This window comes from Burkholderia pyrrocinia, assembly GCF_022809715.1.
In the GTDB taxonomy this organism is placed as follows: domain Bacteria; phylum Pseudomonadota; class Gammaproteobacteria; order Burkholderiales; family Burkholderiaceae; genus Burkholderia; species Burkholderia pyrrocinia_C.
Genome location: NZ_CP094460.1, coordinates 2,344,170 through 2,361,728, shown reverse-complemented (window position 1 = coordinate 2,361,728; position 17,559 = coordinate 2,344,170). Strand labels below are relative to the sequence as shown.

At 67.3% G+C, this 17,559-nt stretch carries 18 protein-coding genes; 11 read left to right on the top strand and 7 right to left on the bottom strand.

Translation table 11 applies throughout. The annotated features are described in order from the left end of the window. Window positions 1-259 precede the first annotated feature (259 nt). A complete protein-coding gene (locus MRS60_RS27480; protein WP_034181070.1) occupies window positions 260-457 on the top strand; it encodes a hypothetical protein in 198 nt (65 codons plus the stop codon). Further along, window positions 454-1,851, top strand: a complete 1,398-nt coding sequence (gene dbpA / locus MRS60_RS27475; protein WP_034181069.1) for an ATP-dependent RNA helicase DbpA — start codon at window positions 454-456, stop codon at window positions 1,849-1,851. Before MRS60_RS27480 ends, dbpA begins: the two co-directional genes overlap by 4 nt. Before the next feature lie 55 nt (window positions 1,852-1,906). Here dbpA and MRS60_RS27470 read toward each other — a convergent pair whose 3' ends face one another. Beyond that, complete coding sequence (locus MRS60_RS27470; protein ID WP_243565956.1) at window positions 1,907-2,731, bottom strand: phosphate/phosphite/phosphonate ABC transporter substrate-binding protein; 825 nt, start codon at window positions 2,729-2,731, stop codon at window positions 1,907-1,909. Window positions 2,732-3,008: 277 nt separating this feature from the next. Here MRS60_RS27470 and MRS60_RS27465 point away from each other — a divergent pair, with 277 nt between their 5' ends. Together MRS60_RS27465 and MRS60_RS27460 are read left to right on the top strand one after the other, a co-directional pair. Continuing rightward, complete coding sequence (locus MRS60_RS27465) at window positions 3,009-4,034, top strand: fatty acid desaturase (RefSeq protein WP_243565955.1); 1,026 nt, start codon at window positions 3,009-3,011, stop codon at window positions 4,032-4,034. A gap of 243 nt (window positions 4,035-4,277) precedes the next feature. Then, window positions 4,278-5,480 (top strand): benzoate/H(+) symporter BenE family transporter, encoded by a 1,203-nt coding sequence (locus MRS60_RS27460; protein WP_243565954.1) that lies wholly within the window; start codon window positions 4,278-4,280, stop codon window positions 5,478-5,480. A 43-nt stretch (window positions 5,481-5,523) separates the two neighbouring features. Here MRS60_RS27460 and MRS60_RS27455 read toward each other — a convergent pair whose 3' ends face one another. Further along, window positions 5,524-6,411, bottom strand: a complete 888-nt coding sequence (locus tag MRS60_RS27455; protein WP_243565953.1) for an NAD(P)H-binding protein — start codon at window positions 6,409-6,411, stop codon at window positions 5,524-5,526. 105 nt (window positions 6,412-6,516) lie between these two features. Here MRS60_RS27455 and MRS60_RS27450 point away from each other — a divergent pair, with 105 nt between their 5' ends. Further along, on the top strand, window positions 6,517-6,804 hold the full coding sequence (locus tag MRS60_RS27450; protein ID WP_432207840.1) for a DUF1016 N-terminal domain-containing protein: 288 nt from the start codon (window positions 6,517-6,519) through the stop codon (window positions 6,802-6,804). 32 nt (window positions 6,805-6,836) lie between these two features. Here the strand turns inward: MRS60_RS27450 and MRS60_RS27445 are convergent, their stop codons facing one another. Further along, entirely contained in the window at window positions 6,837-7,754 is a 918-nt protein-coding gene (locus tag MRS60_RS27445) for an AraC family transcriptional regulator (protein WP_175746907.1), read from the bottom strand. Window positions 7,755-7,946: 192 nt separating this feature from the next. On the opposite strand from MRS60_RS27445, the gene MRS60_RS27440 reads away from it, so the two are divergent. Beyond that, window positions 7,947-8,123: a hypothetical protein gene (locus MRS60_RS27440; RefSeq protein ID WP_217588491.1), complete on the top strand. Its 177-nt coding sequence runs from the start codon at window positions 7,947-7,949 to the stop codon at window positions 8,121-8,123. Between the two features lie 30 nt (window positions 8,124-8,153). On the opposite strand, the gene MRS60_RS27435 is transcribed toward MRS60_RS27440, so the two are convergent. Then, complete coding sequence (locus MRS60_RS27435; RefSeq protein WP_034181062.1) at window positions 8,154-9,107, bottom strand: LysR family transcriptional regulator; 954 nt, start codon at window positions 9,105-9,107, stop codon at window positions 8,154-8,156. A gap of 99 nt (window positions 9,108-9,206) precedes the next feature. On the opposite strand from MRS60_RS27435, the gene MRS60_RS27430 reads away from it, so the two are divergent. The 4 genes from MRS60_RS27430 (at window position 9,207) to MRS60_RS27415 (ending at window position 13,542) form a co-directional block, all read left to right on the top strand. Beyond that, a complete protein-coding gene (locus tag MRS60_RS27430; RefSeq protein WP_243565952.1) occupies window positions 9,207-10,565 on the top strand; it encodes an NAD(P)/FAD-dependent oxidoreductase in 1,359 nt (452 codons plus the stop codon). A 323-nt stretch (window positions 10,566-10,888) separates the two neighbouring features. Then, window positions 10,889-11,323 (top strand): phosphatase, encoded by a 435-nt coding sequence (locus MRS60_RS27425; RefSeq protein ID WP_034181060.1) that lies wholly within the window; start codon window positions 10,889-10,891, stop codon window positions 11,321-11,323. A gap of 179 nt (window positions 11,324-11,502) precedes the next feature. Beyond that, window positions 11,503-13,122 carry a histidine-type phosphatase gene (locus MRS60_RS27420; RefSeq protein WP_243565951.1) on the top strand — a complete coding sequence of 540 codons (1,620 nt, stop codon included), beginning with the start codon at window positions 11,503-11,505 and terminating at the stop codon, window positions 13,120-13,122. A 111-nt stretch (window positions 13,123-13,233) separates the two neighbouring features. Continuing rightward, window positions 13,234-13,542, top strand: coding sequence for a hypothetical protein (locus tag MRS60_RS27415; protein WP_243565950.1), 309 nt, complete (start codon window positions 13,234-13,236; stop codon window positions 13,540-13,542). Between the two features lie 35 nt (window positions 13,543-13,577). On the opposite strand, the gene MRS60_RS34975 is transcribed toward MRS60_RS27415, so the two are convergent. Next, window positions 13,578-13,700 carry a hypothetical protein gene (locus MRS60_RS34975; RefSeq protein ID WP_279388967.1) on the bottom strand — a complete coding sequence of 41 codons (123 nt, stop codon included), beginning with the start codon at window positions 13,698-13,700 and terminating at the stop codon, window positions 13,578-13,580. 423 nt (window positions 13,701-14,123) lie between these two features. On the opposite strand from MRS60_RS34975, the gene MRS60_RS27410 reads away from it, so the two are divergent. Further along, a complete protein-coding gene (locus MRS60_RS27410) occupies window positions 14,124-15,764 on the top strand; it encodes an EAL domain-containing protein (RefSeq protein WP_432207839.1) in 1,641 nt (546 codons plus the stop codon). Between the two features lie 48 nt (window positions 15,765-15,812). Here the strand turns inward: MRS60_RS27410 and kdgR are convergent, their stop codons facing one another. Continuing rightward, window positions 15,813-16,694 carry a DNA-binding transcriptional regulator KdgR gene (kdgR, locus tag MRS60_RS27405; protein WP_105391789.1) on the bottom strand — a complete coding sequence of 294 codons (882 nt, stop codon included), beginning with the start codon at window positions 16,692-16,694 and terminating at the stop codon, window positions 15,813-15,815. Window positions 16,695-16,752: 58 nt separating this feature from the next. Further along, window positions 16,753-17,559 carry a 2-dehydro-3-deoxy-D-gluconate 5-dehydrogenase KduD gene (gene kduD / locus MRS60_RS27400; protein ID WP_243565948.1) on the bottom strand — a complete coding sequence of 269 codons (807 nt, stop codon included), beginning with the start codon at window positions 17,557-17,559 and terminating at the stop codon, window positions 16,753-16,755.

Genomic DNA, 17,559 nt, shown 5'->3' with positions numbered 1-17,559 from the left:
CGCGCGCCGTAGGCGACGCCCGCGCCGGTCGCCCACGCCGGTCGCCCGCAGTCGTCGCCCGCCGCCATCGCCCACTGTCGGTCGCCCGCATCCGCTAGAATTGCGGCACGCGCGACCCCGTCGCCGCCCGATCCATCATCCGCATCGACGCAGTCCAAGCGACCGCCGGTGCGGCCCGCGCCCGAGCCGCGCGAGCGCCGCACACCGTTGCCGCGCCCGCCCGGGCGCGCCACCAACCGAATTCAGCTGGAGAAAGACCGTGTTTACCTGCAGAAACCAGAGCTGCGGCACGCAGTGGGAAACGTCCGACGTCGTCATCAAGGACGAAGGCCAGGGGCTGCTGTTCCGCTGCCCGCTGTGCGGCGCGCGCAACTATCTCGAGCGCTTCGAAGCCGACGACGGCACGATCGTCTACGAGCAGATGGAAGGCAAGCCTTACCTCGGAGACCTGGAATGACCCAACCGACTGCAGCGCCCTTCAGCGCGCTGCCGCTGACGCCCGCCACGCTCGCCAACCTCGCGCAGCTCGGCTATGTCGACATGACGCCGATCCAGGCTGCGAGCCTGCCGATCGCGCTGGCCGGCCAGGACCTGATCGCGCAGGCGAAGACGGGCAGCGGCAAGACCGCCGCGTTCTCGCTCGCGCTGCTGTCGCGCCTCGACGCGCGCCGCTTCGACGTGCAGGCGATGATCCTGTGCCCGACGCGCGAACTCGCCGACCAGGTCGCGCAGGAAGTGCGCCGCCTCGCGCGCGCCGAGGAAAACGTGAAGGTGCTGACGCTGTGCGGCGGCACGCCGATGCGTCCGCAGGCGCAGAGCCTCGAGCATGGCGCGCACATCGTCGTCGGCACACCGGGCCGCATCATGGATCACCTCGATCGCGGCAACCTGAAGCTCGATGCGCTGAACACGCTCGTGCTCGACGAAGCCGACCGGATGCTCGACATGGGCTTCTTCGACGACATCGCGAAGGTCGCGCGGATGTGCCCGCCGACGCGCCAGACGCTGCTGTTCTCCGCGACCTATCCGGACGGCATCGTGAAGCTGAGCCAACAGTTCCTTCGCAACCCGAAGGAAGTGAAGCTCGAGGAGCGTCACGACAACAGCAAGATCCGCCAGCGCTTCTATGAAGTGACCGAGAACGAGCGGCTGCACGCGGTCGGCCAGTTGCTGAACCACTATCGGCCCGTCAGCACGATCGCGTTCTGCAACACGAAGCAGCAGTGCCGCGACCTGCTCGACGTGCTGCATGCGCAGGGCTTCCACGCACTCGCGCTGCATGGCGAGCTCGACCAGCGCGAGCGCGACCAGGTGCTGATCCAGTTCGCGAACCGCAGCTGCTCGGTGCTGGTGGCGACCGACGTCGCCGCGCGCGGGCTCGACATCGCGCAGCTCGAAGCGGTGATCAACGTCGACGTGACGCCCGACCCGGAAGTGCACGTGCACCGCATCGGCCGCACCGGCCGCGCGGATCAGGACGGCTGGGCGCTGAGCCTCGCGAGCATGGACGAGATGGGCCGCGTCGGCGCGATCGAGCAGGCGCAGAAGCGCGACGTCGAATGGCATCCGCTCGCCGAGCTGAAGCCGGCCGGCGACGACACGCTGCTGCCGCCGATGGAAACGCTGCAGATCCTCGGCGGACGCAAGGACAAGATCCGCCCGGGCGACGTGCTCGGCGCGCTGACCGGCGACGCCGGGTTCGACGGCAAGCAGATCGGCAAGATCAACGTGACCGAGTTCTCGACCTATGTCGCGATCGAGCGCGGCGTCGCGCACGACGCGCTGCGCAAGCTCAATGCGGGGAAGATCAAGGGCAAGCGGGTCAAGGTCCGGTTGATGGACGAGGAGTGACGGGAAGCGGCGCGGACGGTCCCACCGTTGCGCGCCGCCCTGTACTACCCGCACCTCACGCCAGTTCCGGATACCCGTGCGCGGCGGCCTCCCGTGCGAACCGCGCAATCGCGTCGTAGGCGGCCGGCGACAGCCGTTCGAATCCCTTCAGTCTCAGCATGCGCGAGCGTTCCGCATCGGCCGCGACCGCGCGATCGAGCGCATCCTGCAATGCGGCGACCTGCCCGCCTTCCAGCGCCCGCGAGGCGATGAACGGCAACCCCGGCGCGGACGCCGTCGTGCCGATGATCCGGATCTCCTTCAGCAATTCAGGCAGCGCGTCGCGCACATACGCGAACGTCACGCAGTCGATCGCCGCGCAATCGGCTTCGCCGGAAGCCAGCGCACGCAGCACGTTCAGGTGCGAGCCGAACGGCGTGACCGATCCGAAGAAACTTCCGTCGTGCGCATGCGGCGCGACCGCGTGCCGAAACGCGTTCATTCCGCTGTGCGAATCACCGCCGTTGAATGCGGCCCTCAACCCGCGCCAGGCGGCGAGCGTCGTCGCACCGCCCGCATGCACGCGCGCCGACACGACCAGCACGCTGCGGTAGCGCGCCCCCTGGCAGCCGTCCGCGTCGAAAACCGGTGTCGCGATCAATCTCACGGTGTCGCGCAAGCCAAGCATCCGGTACGGATAGCCGCAGGTCTGCGACAGCAGCAGATCGTCACGCCGCCACAGCGCGTGCAGGTCGTCGAACGGTTCGTCGGGCAGCACGACGTCCGCCGGCCCGCCCGCGTTCGCGAACGTATCGAGCGCGTCGCGCAGCAGCGCGCGCCACAGCATGGCGTGGCGCGGCGTCACGTTGTACATCGGCAGTTCTGCGATCCATTGGCTCATGCGCACATTCTACGCATCGGCGTCGGCTCAGCGGAACCCGGTTCGATCGCACGAAAACGGGCACCGAACGCGCCGCGGTGGCCTGAAAGCTTATCGGCCGCACGACGATAAGCAAATGCGAATCGATTGGTTGGCCGTGCCGCGCGATCCCGGTAACGTCCGGATGCCTGCTCCCGCATCGCCGCCGCGCGCATGCCGGGCAAGCCGACCGTGATCCGCGAGACACCCGAGCATCCGGGCCGGCTCCGCGCCGCCCGTTCCATCCCGCTTCAGCACCATGGCCGAATACTTCGACGTCGACCACGCGCGCGCGATCGCCGCGCTCGACGCCCGCTTCACCGCCCGCACCGAATGGCCGACCTGGCTGCTGATCGTCGCGATCTACGGCGGCTGGCTCGCCGTGCTGCTGCTCGTGCGCGCGCAGCACCTGTCGCTCGCGGCCGCGACGCCGCCGCTGATCCTGCTCGGCGCGTGGCACCTGTCGCTGCAGCATGAGCTGCTGCACGGCCATCCGACGCGTTCCGCGTTCGTGAACAAGCTGCTCGGTTATCCGCCGCTGACGGTCTGGTATCCGTACACGCTGTATCGCGACACGCACCTCGACCATCACCGCGACGAAGACCTGACCGTGCCGGGCGTCGATCCCGAAACGAACTACGTATCGCGCGAACGCTGGGCGCGGCTGCCGCACTGGCGTCGCGCGCTGACGGTCGCACGCACGACCTTCATCGGGCGGATCGTCGCCGGGCCGCCGCTCGCCATCGCCGCGACATTCGCCGACGCGTTCGCCGCGTTCCGGCGCGGCGACTTCCGCTACCTGCCGATGTGGGCGACGCACGCTGCATGCGTGGTCGCGCTGCTCGCGTGGCTGCAATGGGCGATCGGCGTGCCGTGGTGGTACTACCTGCTGGCGGTCACGTGGCCCGCGCTGTCGCTCGCGATGATCCGCTCGCTGTACGAGCACCGCGCCGCGCGGCATCCGAAGGCGCGCATCGCGATCAACGAAGCCGGCTTCGCGATGCGGCTGCTGTACCTGAACAACAACTATCACCTCGTCCATCACGACCTGCCGAAGCTGCCGTGGTACGACCTGCCGCGCGCGTACCGGATGCGGCGCGACGCGTATGCGGAAAAATGCGGCGGCTTCGTGATCCGCGGCGGGTATCGCGAGCTGCTGGCGCGCCACGCGTGGACGCCGACCGATGCGCCGGTGCATCCGTTCGATCAGGGCACCGCGTCGCTGTCGACGGGTGGCGGGGTGCAGGTGGCGGTGGTCGACGAGGTGCTGCAGATCAGCACGTAACGTTCGACGGAGCCGCGCTTCGTCGTGAAGTCGCCCGATTCGACGATGCAGGCGCGACGCCGCACGCCATGCCGATCCGCGCGCGTCGGCGCGAATTACTTACGAAATGCCGACAACCCGGCGGTTCGTCGTCGAATTGCCAATCGCGTCGGCAATGTCCAGAATGGCGGGTCATCCGGGGCTCCCAAAACAAGCCCATCGCCCCGGCTCCGCTGCTGGCCGGGCGCTCATTCTCCGACGACGATGCAACCGAACACCCCGCCCGGCGCGATCCGCGCGATCGGCAACGACTGGTCCGTTTCCGCGATCACCGCGGGCTTTCTCGCGGTGCTGATTTCGTACTCGGGCCCGCTCGCGATCTTCTTCCAGGCCGCGCAGGCGGCTCACGCGTCCAATGCAATGGTGTCGTCGTGGGTCTGGGCGATCTCGATCGGCGCGGGCATATCGGGCTTGTTCGCGAGCTGGAAGCTGAAGGTGCCGATCGTCACCGCGTGGTCGGCGCCCGGCACCGCGCTGCTCGTCGGCCTGTTTCCGCAACTGACGCTCAACCAGGCCGTCGGCGCGTACATCACGGCCGCGCTGATCATCCTGCTGATCGGCGTCACCGGCTATTTCGACCGGCTCGTGCGCCACATTCCGCGCGGCATCGCGTGCGGGATGATGGCCGGCATCCTGCTGCCGTTCGGCACGCATGCGTTCGCCGCGGCATCCGAGCAGCCGGCGCTCGCATTCGGGATGATCGCGGCCTACGTGATCTTCAAGCGCCTGCTGCCGCGCTACAGCATCGTGCTCGTGCTGCTCACGGGCGCCGCGCTCGCGACGCTGCTCGGGATGACGCATCTCGGCAACGTATCGCCGAGCATCGCGCAGCCGATCTTCATCGCGCCCGAATGGACGCTCGGCACGACGCTCAGCCTCGCGCTGCCGCTCGTCGTCGTCAGCCTCACCGGCCAGTTCCTGCCGGGGATGACGATCCTGCGCGTGTCGGGCTATCACACGAGCGCGCGCCCGATCATCACCGCGACCAGCGTGATGTCGCTCGTCGTCGCATGCTTCGGCGGGATCACGATCGTCGTCGCGGCGATCACCGCGGCGCTCTGCACGGGCAAGGACGCGCACGAGGATCCGGACCGGCGGTACATCGCCGGGCTCGCGAACGGCGCGTTCTACCTGATCGGCGGGCTCTTCGCGGGCACGATCGTCACGGTGTTCTTCGCGCTGCCGAAGGCGTTCGTCGCGATCCTCGCGGGGCTCGCGCTGATCGGTGCGATCGGCGCGAACGTGCACGGGATCTTCGAGGACGAGAATCACCGCGAAGCGTCGGTAATCACGTTCCTCGCGACCGCATCGGGGATGACGTGGCTCGGGCTCGGCGCCGCATTCTGGGGGATCGTGATCGGGTCGCTTTCGTATGCGGTGCTGAACAAGGTGCGGCGGCCCGCGTGATGCACGTTGCGCCCGTCGTGCGCATCGCTCGCCGCCGCTTCGATCACCGCGCGTGCCGGCGCACCAGTTGCGCGAGCGCATCCGCCAGCGTCGTCGTGCTGTAAAGTCGCTCCGACACGCCGGCCTCGACGTCGATCTGCCCGGCGTTGTGCACGTCGTACAGATCGACGATCAGTTGTGCATGGCGTTCGCCGAGTCCCGCGCGCAGCAGCGTCTCATTCCAGGTATCGCGCGGCAGCTCGTGCGCGACGATCGCGCGGCCGGCCGCCGCGCCGAGCGTATCCGCGATCGCCGTCACGCTCACCCGCCGCGGCCCTTCGACGCTGACGATGCGCGGCCCGTTGCCGCCTTCGGGCGCATCGAGCAGCAACCGCGCCGCGACGACGCCCACATCGGGCGCCCAGACCGTCGGAAACACTTTGGACACCGGATGATGAAAGCTCGGCAGCACACCGGTGCCGAGCGCGACCGGCAGGACCCGCGCCCAGTTCTGCAGATGCTCGGCCGAGCGCAGCAGCGTCAGCTGCGTCGGGATCGTCTTGAGCCGTTCCTCGAAGTGATGAAAGAGACGTGTGATACCCGTATTGCCGTCGAGCTCCGCGCCGTAGTCCGACAGCGCGAGCAATGCCGGCGGCGGGTTCGCGGCGAGCGCGGCGGTCGCGACGTCGATCGTCCGCTCCATCGTCGCGGCCGGATCGGAGTCGGCGACGGGCACCGGGCACAGCATCTGCACGGCCTGCGCGCCGTCGATCGCCGACGCGACCGCGTTCACGTCCGTCAGCGCCGCGATCGCCACGTCGCAGCCGAGCTGCGCGAAACGTTCACGATGGTGTGCGTCGCGCAGCACCGCGCGCACGGGATGGCCTGCGTTGCGCAAGGTCGTTACGGTCGACAAACCGACGTTGCCTGATGCACCGAAGATCACGAACACGATCCGCTCCTGGGGGGATGAAGGTGTGGTGATTGTCGGCATGCGCGGCCGGGACGGCGCGCAGGGAGGGATGAATCGAGCAGGAACGGATGAGCGATTCAACTAGTGCCCGGCAACGTGCCGCACGGGCCATCAATCGCGAACTGGTACTGCTCTACTGGCAGACCGGTCGTGACAGCCGGTGGCGGCAGGCAGAGCAAGGTTAGGGGTAAGGTTATCGAGCGACTGGCGCACGACATCGAGGCGGCCCTTCCCGATCTGAAGGGCCTCTCCCGCGCCAACCTGATACACATGCGCCCTTTCGCGGACGCCTGGCCGGACGCGGCAATTGTCCAACAGCCTGTTGGACAATTGCCCTGGGGCCATAACCTGTCTGCAGTGAATCGAACGTGACAGCCCGCATCCATCAGGGCGCCACCGCGTCGTTATGCCCCGCTCCCCCCGTCCTTGCCGTCATAAGCCAGCCGCAACCCACCCCGTGCCCCCGATCGCACAATCTCCATCGGCGTCGCGCCGAGCACGCGGTTCATCCAGTTCGCCATGTGGCTCTGATGCGCGAACCCCGCTTCGAGCGCGATCTGGCTGATGCTGAGCCGGCCTTCGAGCAGCAGCGCCTTCGCGCGCTCGACCCGGCGCCGCACGACGTACTGGTGCACGGGCATCCCGAGCGTTTCGCGGAACAGCACCTTGAAATGCGGCACGCTGATCGCGACGAGCGCCGCGAGTTCGGCAAGCGTCAGGCGCCGGTCGAGGTTCGCCTCGACATAGTCGATCACGCGCGCTGCCGCCTTCGGTGCGAGCGTGCGCCGGCGCTCGCGGAACGCCGGCTGGCTGTCGACCAGCCGCGCGACGAGCGCCGTGCACAGGCTTTCCGCATAAAGCGGATCCGACGCGTCTTCCGCTTCGAGCTCGGCGGCCATCGCCCACGCGATGTGCTGCAGGCGCGGGTCGCGCACCTGCAGCCGGCGGCGGATCTGCGCCTGCGACGGCTTCAGCTCCAGATGCTCGAAGGTCCGCCGCACGAACGTGTCGCTGAGCATGATGTGCAGGATCCGGCAGTCGGCGCTGTCGGTCCACTGGCCGGGCAGGCCGGCAGGAATCACGTCGACGTCGCCATGCGCCTGGATGCGCGACACGCGCTCGCCGTCGCACACGCAGTCCGCTCGAACGGGGCCGCCGATATGCACACCGATGCGGTGATGGTCGGCCGCCGGAATCCGGTACGTGCCGGCGCGAATGTCGAGCAGCGCCGCGCCGAAGCCCCGCCAGCCGAGCCCGCGGCTCGAACGCAGGCTGACCGGCACGCCGTTGTCCGACGGCGCGGCGAGAATCGGATCGCTCATGGCTTGGCTCCACCAGATCGTGTGTCGAACGCGCATTGTGACGCGTTTTCGGGCGGCGTGCCGGGCCTGCGGGGGCCGTATCCGGCCGGACAGAAAAAGATCATCCGTTTCTGCTCAAGCCGATCCTTACGTGAGCGCCGACACGTGCGGTGACGCTTACGATCGCCCCATCCGACACCTACGGAGCCCGTCATGCCCCATTACTGCCCGCAATGCGCGGCGTTCATCGCCCGCTCGCCGTCACGCCCCGACGCCCGCAACGACCGGACTGCCATCGCCGCGTGGTGCCTGCGCATCGTCGGCTGGTATCGGCTCGAACGGCTGCTCGCGTCGATTCCCGACAGCAACGACGACTTCGGGCTCGGCTGACCGAGCGGCCGCCCGGCCGACATCATCCACCTACTTGCGCCGCCGCTCGTGCGGCGCCGCCGTCGCGCCGTCGATCACCGGCGCGCCCTGCTTGATCAGGAAGTCGCGAAACAGCCCCGTCACCTGCGAGATCCGCCGGTCGGCGAGCGTGACCACATACCATTCCCGCTCGATCGGGTTGCCGGGGAACGGCAGTTGCCCGAGCAGGCCCGTGCGCAATTCGAGTGCACACGCGTGCAGCGACAGGAACGCAATGCCGAGACCCGCTTCGGCCATCTGCTTGATCGCCTCGTTGCTCGACAATTCGGACCCCACATGGAAGCGATGGCCGGCCGTCTTGAACAGGCTCTCGACGGTCGAGCGCGTGCCCGCGCCGCGTTCGCGCACGAGCAGGTGCGCGGATTCGAGATCCTTCAGCGCGACGCGCTTGCGCTGCATCAGCGGATGGCCGGGTGCCGCAACGAACACCATCGGATGCTTCGCGAACTCGACCGCGTGCGTGCGCAGCTCCTTCGGCGCGCTGCCCATCACCGCGAGATCGATTTCATGCGTCGCGAGCATGCGGATGATGTCGTCGCGGTTGCCGACCTTGAAATACGTCTTCACATGCGGACGCGTCGCGGTGAATTTGACGAGCAGCGGCGGGATCAGATACTCGGCCGTCGTGATCGCGCCGATCCGCAGCGTGCCGCCGAGATCGCCCGTCAACGCAGCCACTTCGTCGCCGGCCTCGCTCCACAGATGCAGGATCTCGCGCGCATAACGCGACACGATCTCACCGGCCGCGGTCAGCTGCACTCCGCGCCCCACCCGCTGCAGCAACGCGGCGCCCACGGCCTCCTCGAGCAGGCGAACCTGCAGCGACACGGCCGGCTGCGTCAGGTTCAGCTCCTCGGCCGCGCGCGACACGCTGCCGAGCCGCGCGATCATGTCCAGCGCCTTCAACTGCCGGAACGTCGCGGTCTTTCCTATAAGTGAATACATATGAGTCGCTTATAAACATTAAATTGTTCGACTGGGTTCGAAACTATATCGTCGGTTCTTGAGCAATGTCATCCGAATCGTCATCAGCGGGAGCCCAACATGGACAACATCACGCCCAACCTTGCAACGGACCGCGCACCGCGCATGCCGCGCATCGTGATCGTCGGCGGCGGCGCCGGCGGCCTGCAGCTCGCCACGCGTCTCGGCGATACGGTCGGACGCCGCGGGCAAGCCGAAGTCGTGCTCGTCGACCGCTACCCGACGCACTTCTGGAAGCCGCTGCTGCACGAAGCCGCATCGGGCCATCGCGACCCGGCATCCCACACGATCGAATACGCGGCGCAGGCGAAGCGCCACGGCTTCCGCTTCGTGCAGGGCGCGCTGCAGCAGGTCGACCGCGCGGCACGCACGGCGACGATCGCGGCCGTGCACGACGCGGACGGCACGGAAATCCTGCCGCAGCGCGAGCTCGGTTATGACGATCTCGTGCTGGCGGTCGGCAGCGTGACGAACTTCTTCAACGTGCCGGGCGCCGCACGCCATGCGCTGCCGCTCGAAAACCTCGACCAGGCCGAGGATTTCCGCCGGAAGTTTCTCGCGGCCTGCACAAAGGCGAATCATCAGGCCGAGCAGCATCCGGCGAAGCACGCGGCGCCGATCTGCATCAACGTGATCGGCGCGGGCGCGACGGGCGTCGAGCTGGCCGCCGCGCTGCGGCACGCGATCCAGCAACTGACGACGTACCGCTTCAAGGCGCTGGTGTCCGCGCGCGACGTGCACATCCGGCTGATCGAAGGCGGCCCGCGCATCCTGCCGGTGCTCGACGCGCGGCTGTCCGCGAAGATGCACGCGCAGCTTCGCGCGCTGAACGTCGACGTGCTGACCGATACACGCGTGGCGGAAGTGAGCGCCGATGCCGTGACGACCGCGACGGGCGAACGGCTCGCGAGCGACATCACGATCTGGGCGGCCGGCGTCGCGGGCCCCGCGATCCTGCGGGAGATCGGCGACATCGCGCTCAATCGCTCGAACCAGGTGATCGTGACCGACACGCTGCAGACACCCGACGATCCGCACGTGTATGCGTTCGGCGATTGCGCCGCGTGCCCGTCGGCCGGCGCGAGCGGCTTCCTGCCGCCGCGCGCGCAGGTCGCGCACCAGCAGGCCGTGTATCTGGTCCACGCATTCGCGCGGCGCGTCGCCGGCAAGCCGGTGGCCGGCTTCACGTTCCGCGATGCGGGCACCGTCGTGTCGCTCGGGCACGCCGGCGCCGTGTACCAGGCCGACCTCGGCGTGCGTTCGCGTTCGCTGATCGTCGACGGGCTTGCCGCGATCGGCCTGTACAAGTTCCTGTACCGCAAGCACCTGTTCAGCGTGTACGGCGCGAAGCGCGCGCTGTTCCAGTCGCTGAGCCACTGGCTGCAAAGCCGCAACCAGCCGTCGATCAAGCTGCACTGATCGCCTGCCGAAAGCGGCAGCGCATGACGGCGTATCGGGCGCGCATCGCCCGATATGCTGTTTTTTTCACATGCATCTGACCGGTGCATGCACAACGTGCGCGAGTTTGGTGCATCACATTGAAAGCCGTCGATACGATGCATTGCGTGAAAAAACATTGCGGGACACGCATGCCGCGCCCACACTGGCTCGCAACCCGATTCATTAGTCGTATCGTATGAGTCGGATAAAAATATTAATTGGTTGCATATTCCGGATCAACGCTAAGGTGTGTGGCATTCCCGTCGGCGAACGGATCATCACGTTTCTGAAGAGGAATCACCGTGGTTATCGAAGCCATCGTCACCCGTCTCGACGCTGCATTCGCACAGATCGAAGCAACACCGGATTCGCACGAAGCGCGCCATCAGCGCGACGCAATCATCCAGTGGCTCGACCGTGCGTCGGAAGAAGGATATCGACTCGGTCTCGTCACGACGCTGCCGGCCGCACGGCTCAGCGACATGTTCGAAGGCCAGTTCGGCCGCGCGAACCTCGACCGCTTCTCGGTCGTCGTCACGGACGCCAATCAGCAGGACTCCGGATCAAACCAGCATCCTTTCGACGTTGCGCTGCAAGCGCTCGGCGTGCCGCCCGAACGTGCGGTGGCGATTGCGAGCAGCGAACCGGAACGCCGCGAAGCCGAGCATTTCGGCCTGTCGCGCTGCGTGAACATCACCGATACGGTGCGCTCGATCGCATCGGCCGGCCTGCACTGAACGCCGGCACACGGGCCGGCGGCGGCCGGCCATCGTCGATCGGGCCGCAATCCGACGATTGCCCGACCCGATCCTGACATTCTGCTGTCAAAGTCGCTTGCAACACTTCCGGGTTCGACCGATCTCTCCCGGAAACGGGACGACGCGATACCGCATCGTCCCGCCCGTTACACGCCACGATGACACGCCCGCCCCACCCCGCCCTCGCCCTCGCAATCGCCTGTCTGCTGCTTGCCGCCTGCGGCGGGGAAACCTCGACACCGCCCGCCACGTCGACCGACAACAGCGGCCCGACGCCCGCACCGCAGCCGCAACCAACGCCGACGCCGGTTCCCGCGACCTACTACCAGACGAAGACGCCGTACCGCCCGCAGCAGGACGCCGCGACGTACGAAGCGCCGCCCGCCGGCTACGTACCCGTCTACGCCGAACTCGTCGCACGCCATGGCTCGCGCGGGCTGTCGGGCTTCAAGTACGACGGCGCGATCTACGCGATGCTGGTCAAGGCCGAGGCCGACGGCGCGCTGACCGCGCTCGGCGCGCAGCTCAAGGCCGATACGTACGCGATGATGAAGGCCAATGCGCTGCTCGGTTACGGCGTGCCGGGCATCTCGACGCCCGGATACGGCAATCTCACGCAAACCGGCATCCGCGAACACCAGCAGCTCGCCGCACGGCTCGCACAGCGGCTGCCCGCGCTGTTCTCGGCGGGCAACCGGCAGGTTGTCGTCGTCAACTCGGGCCAGGATCGCGCGGTCGACAGCTCGACGTTTTTCTCCGCGGCGCTCGTCGCCGCGCAGCCGGCGCTGGCCGCGGCGATCACGCTGCCCGCCGCGCCGTCCGGCTATCCGGCAAACGCACCGGCCGCGCAGCCGGCCGGCACCAACCGCTTCCTGCTGTATTTCCATTCGCTGAAACCGGCCACCGATCTCGTGACCGACGCGAGCGATCCGTACTACGCGACCTATCAGGCAAGCCAGGCCTACCAGGCCTACGCGAACGACGCGACGGTGGCCGCGAAGCTGAAGGCGATCAAGGCCGCACCGCAAGCGGCCGACGTCGCGCAAACGGTGCTGTCCGCGCTGGTGTCGCCGGCGTTCATCGCGAAGCTCGGCACCGACGGCTACACGTTCACGAACACGGGAACCTATGCGTTCACGTCGGCGGACGGCAAGTTCACCAACACGCTGAAGGGCGACGGCAAGACGAAGATCGCGACGGCCGTCGATGCGGTGAACGTGCTGTACAACCTGCTGCAGATCGCGCCTGCGATGACGGAGGAAACCGGCGGCGTCACGATGGAGAAATACATCGGCGCGGAGCAGGCGCAGTATCTGGCCTATCTGCAGGATGCCGAGGACTACTACCAGAAGGGGCCCGGCATCCAGGAGGCGAACCCCGTCACGTACCGGATGGCGAAAGTGCTGCAGGACGACTTCTTCGGCGAAGTCGACGCGATCGCGCGCGGCGACCTGACCCGCGCCGCGAAGCTGCGCTTCACGCATGCGGAGATCGTGATTCCGTTCGCGTCGATCATGAACCTGAAGAACGTGTTCGTGCCGACGCCGCAGGCGCAGACCTACACGTATGCGAACAACCCGTGGCGCGGCGACCAGGTGTCGCCGATGGCCGCGAACATGCAATGGGATGTCTATCGCAACGGGTCGCGGCTGATCGTGAAGATGCTGTACAACGAGCGCGAGACGGATTTCCAGGCCGCGTGCGACGGCGCGAAAATCGCGCCGGGCAGCCACTTCTATGACTATGCGGGGCTGAAGCAGTGTTACGGGTATCAGTGACGTGACGCGCGGTGCACGCGTCGCGCGCGGATGAGAGGATGAGCGGGGCGCCGCGGCATCGACGAACTCGCGTCCGCCCGCGCGGTCGAACCTGCATCGCCGGAGATTCCCATGAAACGCGTTGCCATTGTCGCTGTCCTGACCCTGCTTGCCGCCGTCAGCTTGCCGGCAGCCGCCGGCGCATCATCGTCCGGCGCCAATGCGCCGGTTCCTGTTCAAGCGCACGCAAAGAATTGCGTCCCGTCCCGGGACGTCGCGTACGACACCCGCTCCCCGTCGAAGGCGCCGCCGATCCGCGTGTGCGTCGGCGATTCCGACACGCAGCTGAACCTGCCGTGGTTCCTGACCGACGTGCTCACCGCGGTCGACACGCACCAGTCACCCGGCGACCTGCTGCGCAAGATGCGCAACGATTTCTGAATCGCGGCCGGTGCGACGCGCCGGCACCGCATCGATCATTCGACGTCAGGCCGCTTCAGCACCTGCATGAACGTGCCGGCGATACCGGCCCGCATCGCGGGATCGGCACTGCGATCGAGCAGCGCCAGCCATTCCTGTCGTTCACCTTTCGACAGCACTCCATGCTCTCCGTTGATGGCGTCATAGCGCGGCGTACCGTGCGGCCGACTTCGTGCAGCGACCGCTCACGCACCGGCATCGGTTCGACGAAAACGGCGCCGCGTAAAAAATATTTCCTGTCGAGATGCAATCACAAAACTACACCATTTGTTGAATAACAATATTTTGCAATCCCGCGTCGCACCTTATACTTGCCGCGCACCATCCTCGTGCCAAGAGAAGGTGTCTTTCGTCCCGGCCGCACGACCTTGCGGCCGGGGTTTTTTTCGGTGTGCTACGTCGATATACATGTGCCACAGGCACATGTTATGGTCGCGAGCCTCCGGATGAATGGCCGATCGCGAGGTGCCGCCGCCCATGGCCCTCGCGACCGTTGAATCGATTAGCATCGGGATATCGGTGCGCGGGACCCGGCACGACGCATGCTCGCCGTTTGCGCATCGACCGGTTCGGCTTGCGTCTCCATGCGAACAACACGAAAGGCAACTGCGGGAATGTCGGCGCTCACGCCAGGCTCTAAGCCAGTTTTCCAGCGCAGCGGCGCGTGGCCGCGAGTTGTCTTTTTCGTTGCCGTAATCGTTTGCGTGATCGTACCGACCTTGGCGATCGTGCTGGCCGATCGCTACGCGCGCGATGCCGTCACCACACACGAGCGCATCACCGCGAACGACATCGTCGCATCGGTGGACCGCATCCTCGACGGCGTCCGTCTGCGACATGCGGACGAACTGACCGCGCTGGTCGGGCGGCCATGCGCGACGATCTTCCGGACGCTGGCCGAAGTGGGCACTCGCCTGCGCTACCTGCGTGCCGTCGGGCTGGTGAACCACGGTCGCGTCACATGCTCGTCGGCGCTCGGCGCGATCGACGTGCCGCTCGACGCGTACACGCGCGAGCCGGAACCGGGATCGACAATCGTCACGCTGTTGCGCCAGACGCCGTTTCAGCACGATATTCCGGTGCTGTCCGTGTTTCGCGCCACCGCGCGCGGCGCGGGTGTGCTCTACCTGATCGAGGGCGACTACGTGGCCGACGCGCTCGCGCGCGGCGCCCATCACGGCACGGAAACCGCGACGCTGTCGATCGCAGGTTCGGGCCATCTCGACCAGAACGGAAAGTACGCGCCGGAATCGGACGCCGGCCTCGCAGACGGAAGCACGATCGCGTCGCACCGATGGCCGTTCACGGTGTCGGTCGCCGCGTCGACGCACTACGCGTCGCAGGCCCAGCGCCACTATCGGTTGATCTGCATGACGATCGCGCTGCTCGCCGATGGCCTCGTGATCGCCGCCTACCTGCTGGCGATGGCGCCGCGGCGGCTGTTGCTGAAGGCCGTTCGCCAGGCGCTCAGGCGCAACGAGTTCCATGTCGTGTACCAGCCGATCGTCGACGTCCGGACGTGCAGGACAGTCGGCGTCGAGGCGCTGCTGCGCTGGCACCATCCGAAATGGGGGCCAATCAGCCCGGCGCTGTTCATCCCGCAGGTCGAATCGAGCACGATCCTGCCGAAGGTGACGGAATTCGTGCTGCGGACGGCCGTGTCCGAACTGACCGCACTGACGCCGTCCGTGCCGCTGCGCATCGCCGTGAACGTCTCGCCGAAGGATCTCGAAAGCGCGCGGTTCGTGTCCGTCGTCGACGAAACAATCCGCTCGCTGCCGCCCGGCTTTACGCTGGTGCTCGAAGTCACCGAGCGCACCCTGCTCGAAAAGAACGCGCGGACCACCGCGATATTCCATGCGCTCAGGTCGAAAGGCGCGAAGTTCGCGATCGACGATTTCGGCACGAATCACAGCAATCTCGACATGCTGTCGCGCTTTCCGTTCGACTACGTGAAGATCGATCGCCAGTTCACCGCACGACTGAGCGATGGCGGCGCGGGGCTGATCGAGGGGATCGCCGCCGTCGCGCACTACTACGGCTTGAAGATCATCGCCGAAGGCGTGGAGACCGAAGCACAACATTGCGCGCTGGAGGCGATCGGGATCCAGTACGCGCAAGGCTACCTGTATCAGTGGCCGCAGCGGGCGGAGAACCTGAGGCACGATTGCGCATGGGTGTAGCGGCGTTGCCGCCGAGGTGCGCGGCCCTATTGCGCGCACCTCGAACGCTCAATCCTGCGCGATAGCCGCCGGCTCGATGCCGGCCGCTTCCGGGCGATGCCCGAGCCGCGCGGAAATCGCCCGCCCCGATTCCTTCAGCAATGCGATGTAATGCGCCTTCGTATCCGCGCCGCAGCGCATCGTCGGAAACGAAATCGACAGCCCCGCGATCACGCGGCCGAAACGATCGAACACGGGCACCGCCAGACACATCAGGCCGTCTTCCTGTTCTTCGTTGTCCTCGCCGTAGCCCTGCTGCCGCACATGCGGCAGGATGCTCATCACCGCGTCCGCCGACGACAGCGTCTTCGCGGTCGACTTCCTGAACTCGATGCCGGCCAGCACCGCGCGCGCCTCGTCGGGCGACATCCACGCGAGCAGCACCTTGCCGATCGCCGTACTGTAGAGCGGATTGCGCCGGCCGATCCGCGACTGCATGCGCAGCCCGTAATCGGCATCGATCTTGTGGATGTAGATGATCGCGTCCTCGTCGAATGCGCCGAGGTGCACGGCTTCGCGCGTCAGTTGCCCGATGCGACGCATCTCGAGATCGGCCTCGCGCACGAGGTCGACGCTCTCCAGCGCCTTGCTGCCGAGCTCGAACAGCCGGATCGTCAGCCGGTAGCGGTCGGTCTCGCCTTCCTGCGCGACATAACCGAGCGTCTTGAGCGTCTGCAGGAAGCGATGGACCGTCGTCTTCGACATGCCGAGCTGCTGCGACAACTCGCTGATGCCGATCTCGCGGCGATCGCCGAGCGCCGCGAGGATCGTGAAGACCTTCCCGACGGCCGCGACCGAATCGGCCTTCTCCGCGGCGCCGGCCGCCGACGGGTCGGCCTGCGGTGCCATGTTCGCCTGATCGCGCTTGCGCTGCCTGGGCGTTGCTGTCATGTCCGTGAATCCGTAGATGCGAATCGGGAAAGCATAACGCGTCCGCCGCGCAATACCGTCAGCGCGCGAGCCACCCGCCGTCGACGGCGAGCGTGTGGCCGTGCACGTAGTCCGACGCGCGCGACGCGAGGAACACGGCCGCGCCCGCGAGATCGTCGGGTACGCCCCAGCGGCCGGCCGGGATGCGGCCGAGGATTTCGTCGCTGCGCCGGCTGTCCTCGCGCAGCTGCGCGGTGTTGTCGGTCTCCATGTAGCCGGGGGCGATCGCGTTCACGTTGATCCCGCGCGCGGCCCATTCGTTCGCGAGCAGCCGCGTGAGGCCCAACACGCCGCTCTTCGACGCCGTGTACGACGGCACGCGGATGCCGCCCTGGAACGACAGCATCGACGCGATGTTCACGATCTTGCCGCCGCGCCCCTGCCGCACCATCTGCCGCGCCACCGCCTGCGACAGGAAGAACACGCTCTTCAGGTTCACGTCGACGACGGCGTCCCAGTCCGCTTCGGTGAAATCGAGCGCATCGCAGCGGCGGATCATGCCCGCGTTGTTGACGAGGATGTCGACCTGGCCGAACGCATCGACCGCGCCGCCGACGATCCGCTCGACCGGCTCCAGCGTCGACAGGTCCGCGCGCACGTCGACGAAACGCCGCCCCGCCGCTGCGACACGCGCCGACGTCGCATCCGGCGCCGAGCGGTTCGCGCCGACGATGTCGCAGCCGGCCGACGCGAGCGCGACGGCCATCGCCGCGCCGAGCCCCGTATTGCAACCGGTGACGATCGCGACCTTGCCGGTCAGGTCGAACAGGCCGGCGAGCGCGGAACGCGCATCGGCGGAAGGAAGATCGGGGTTGTCGCGTTTCAT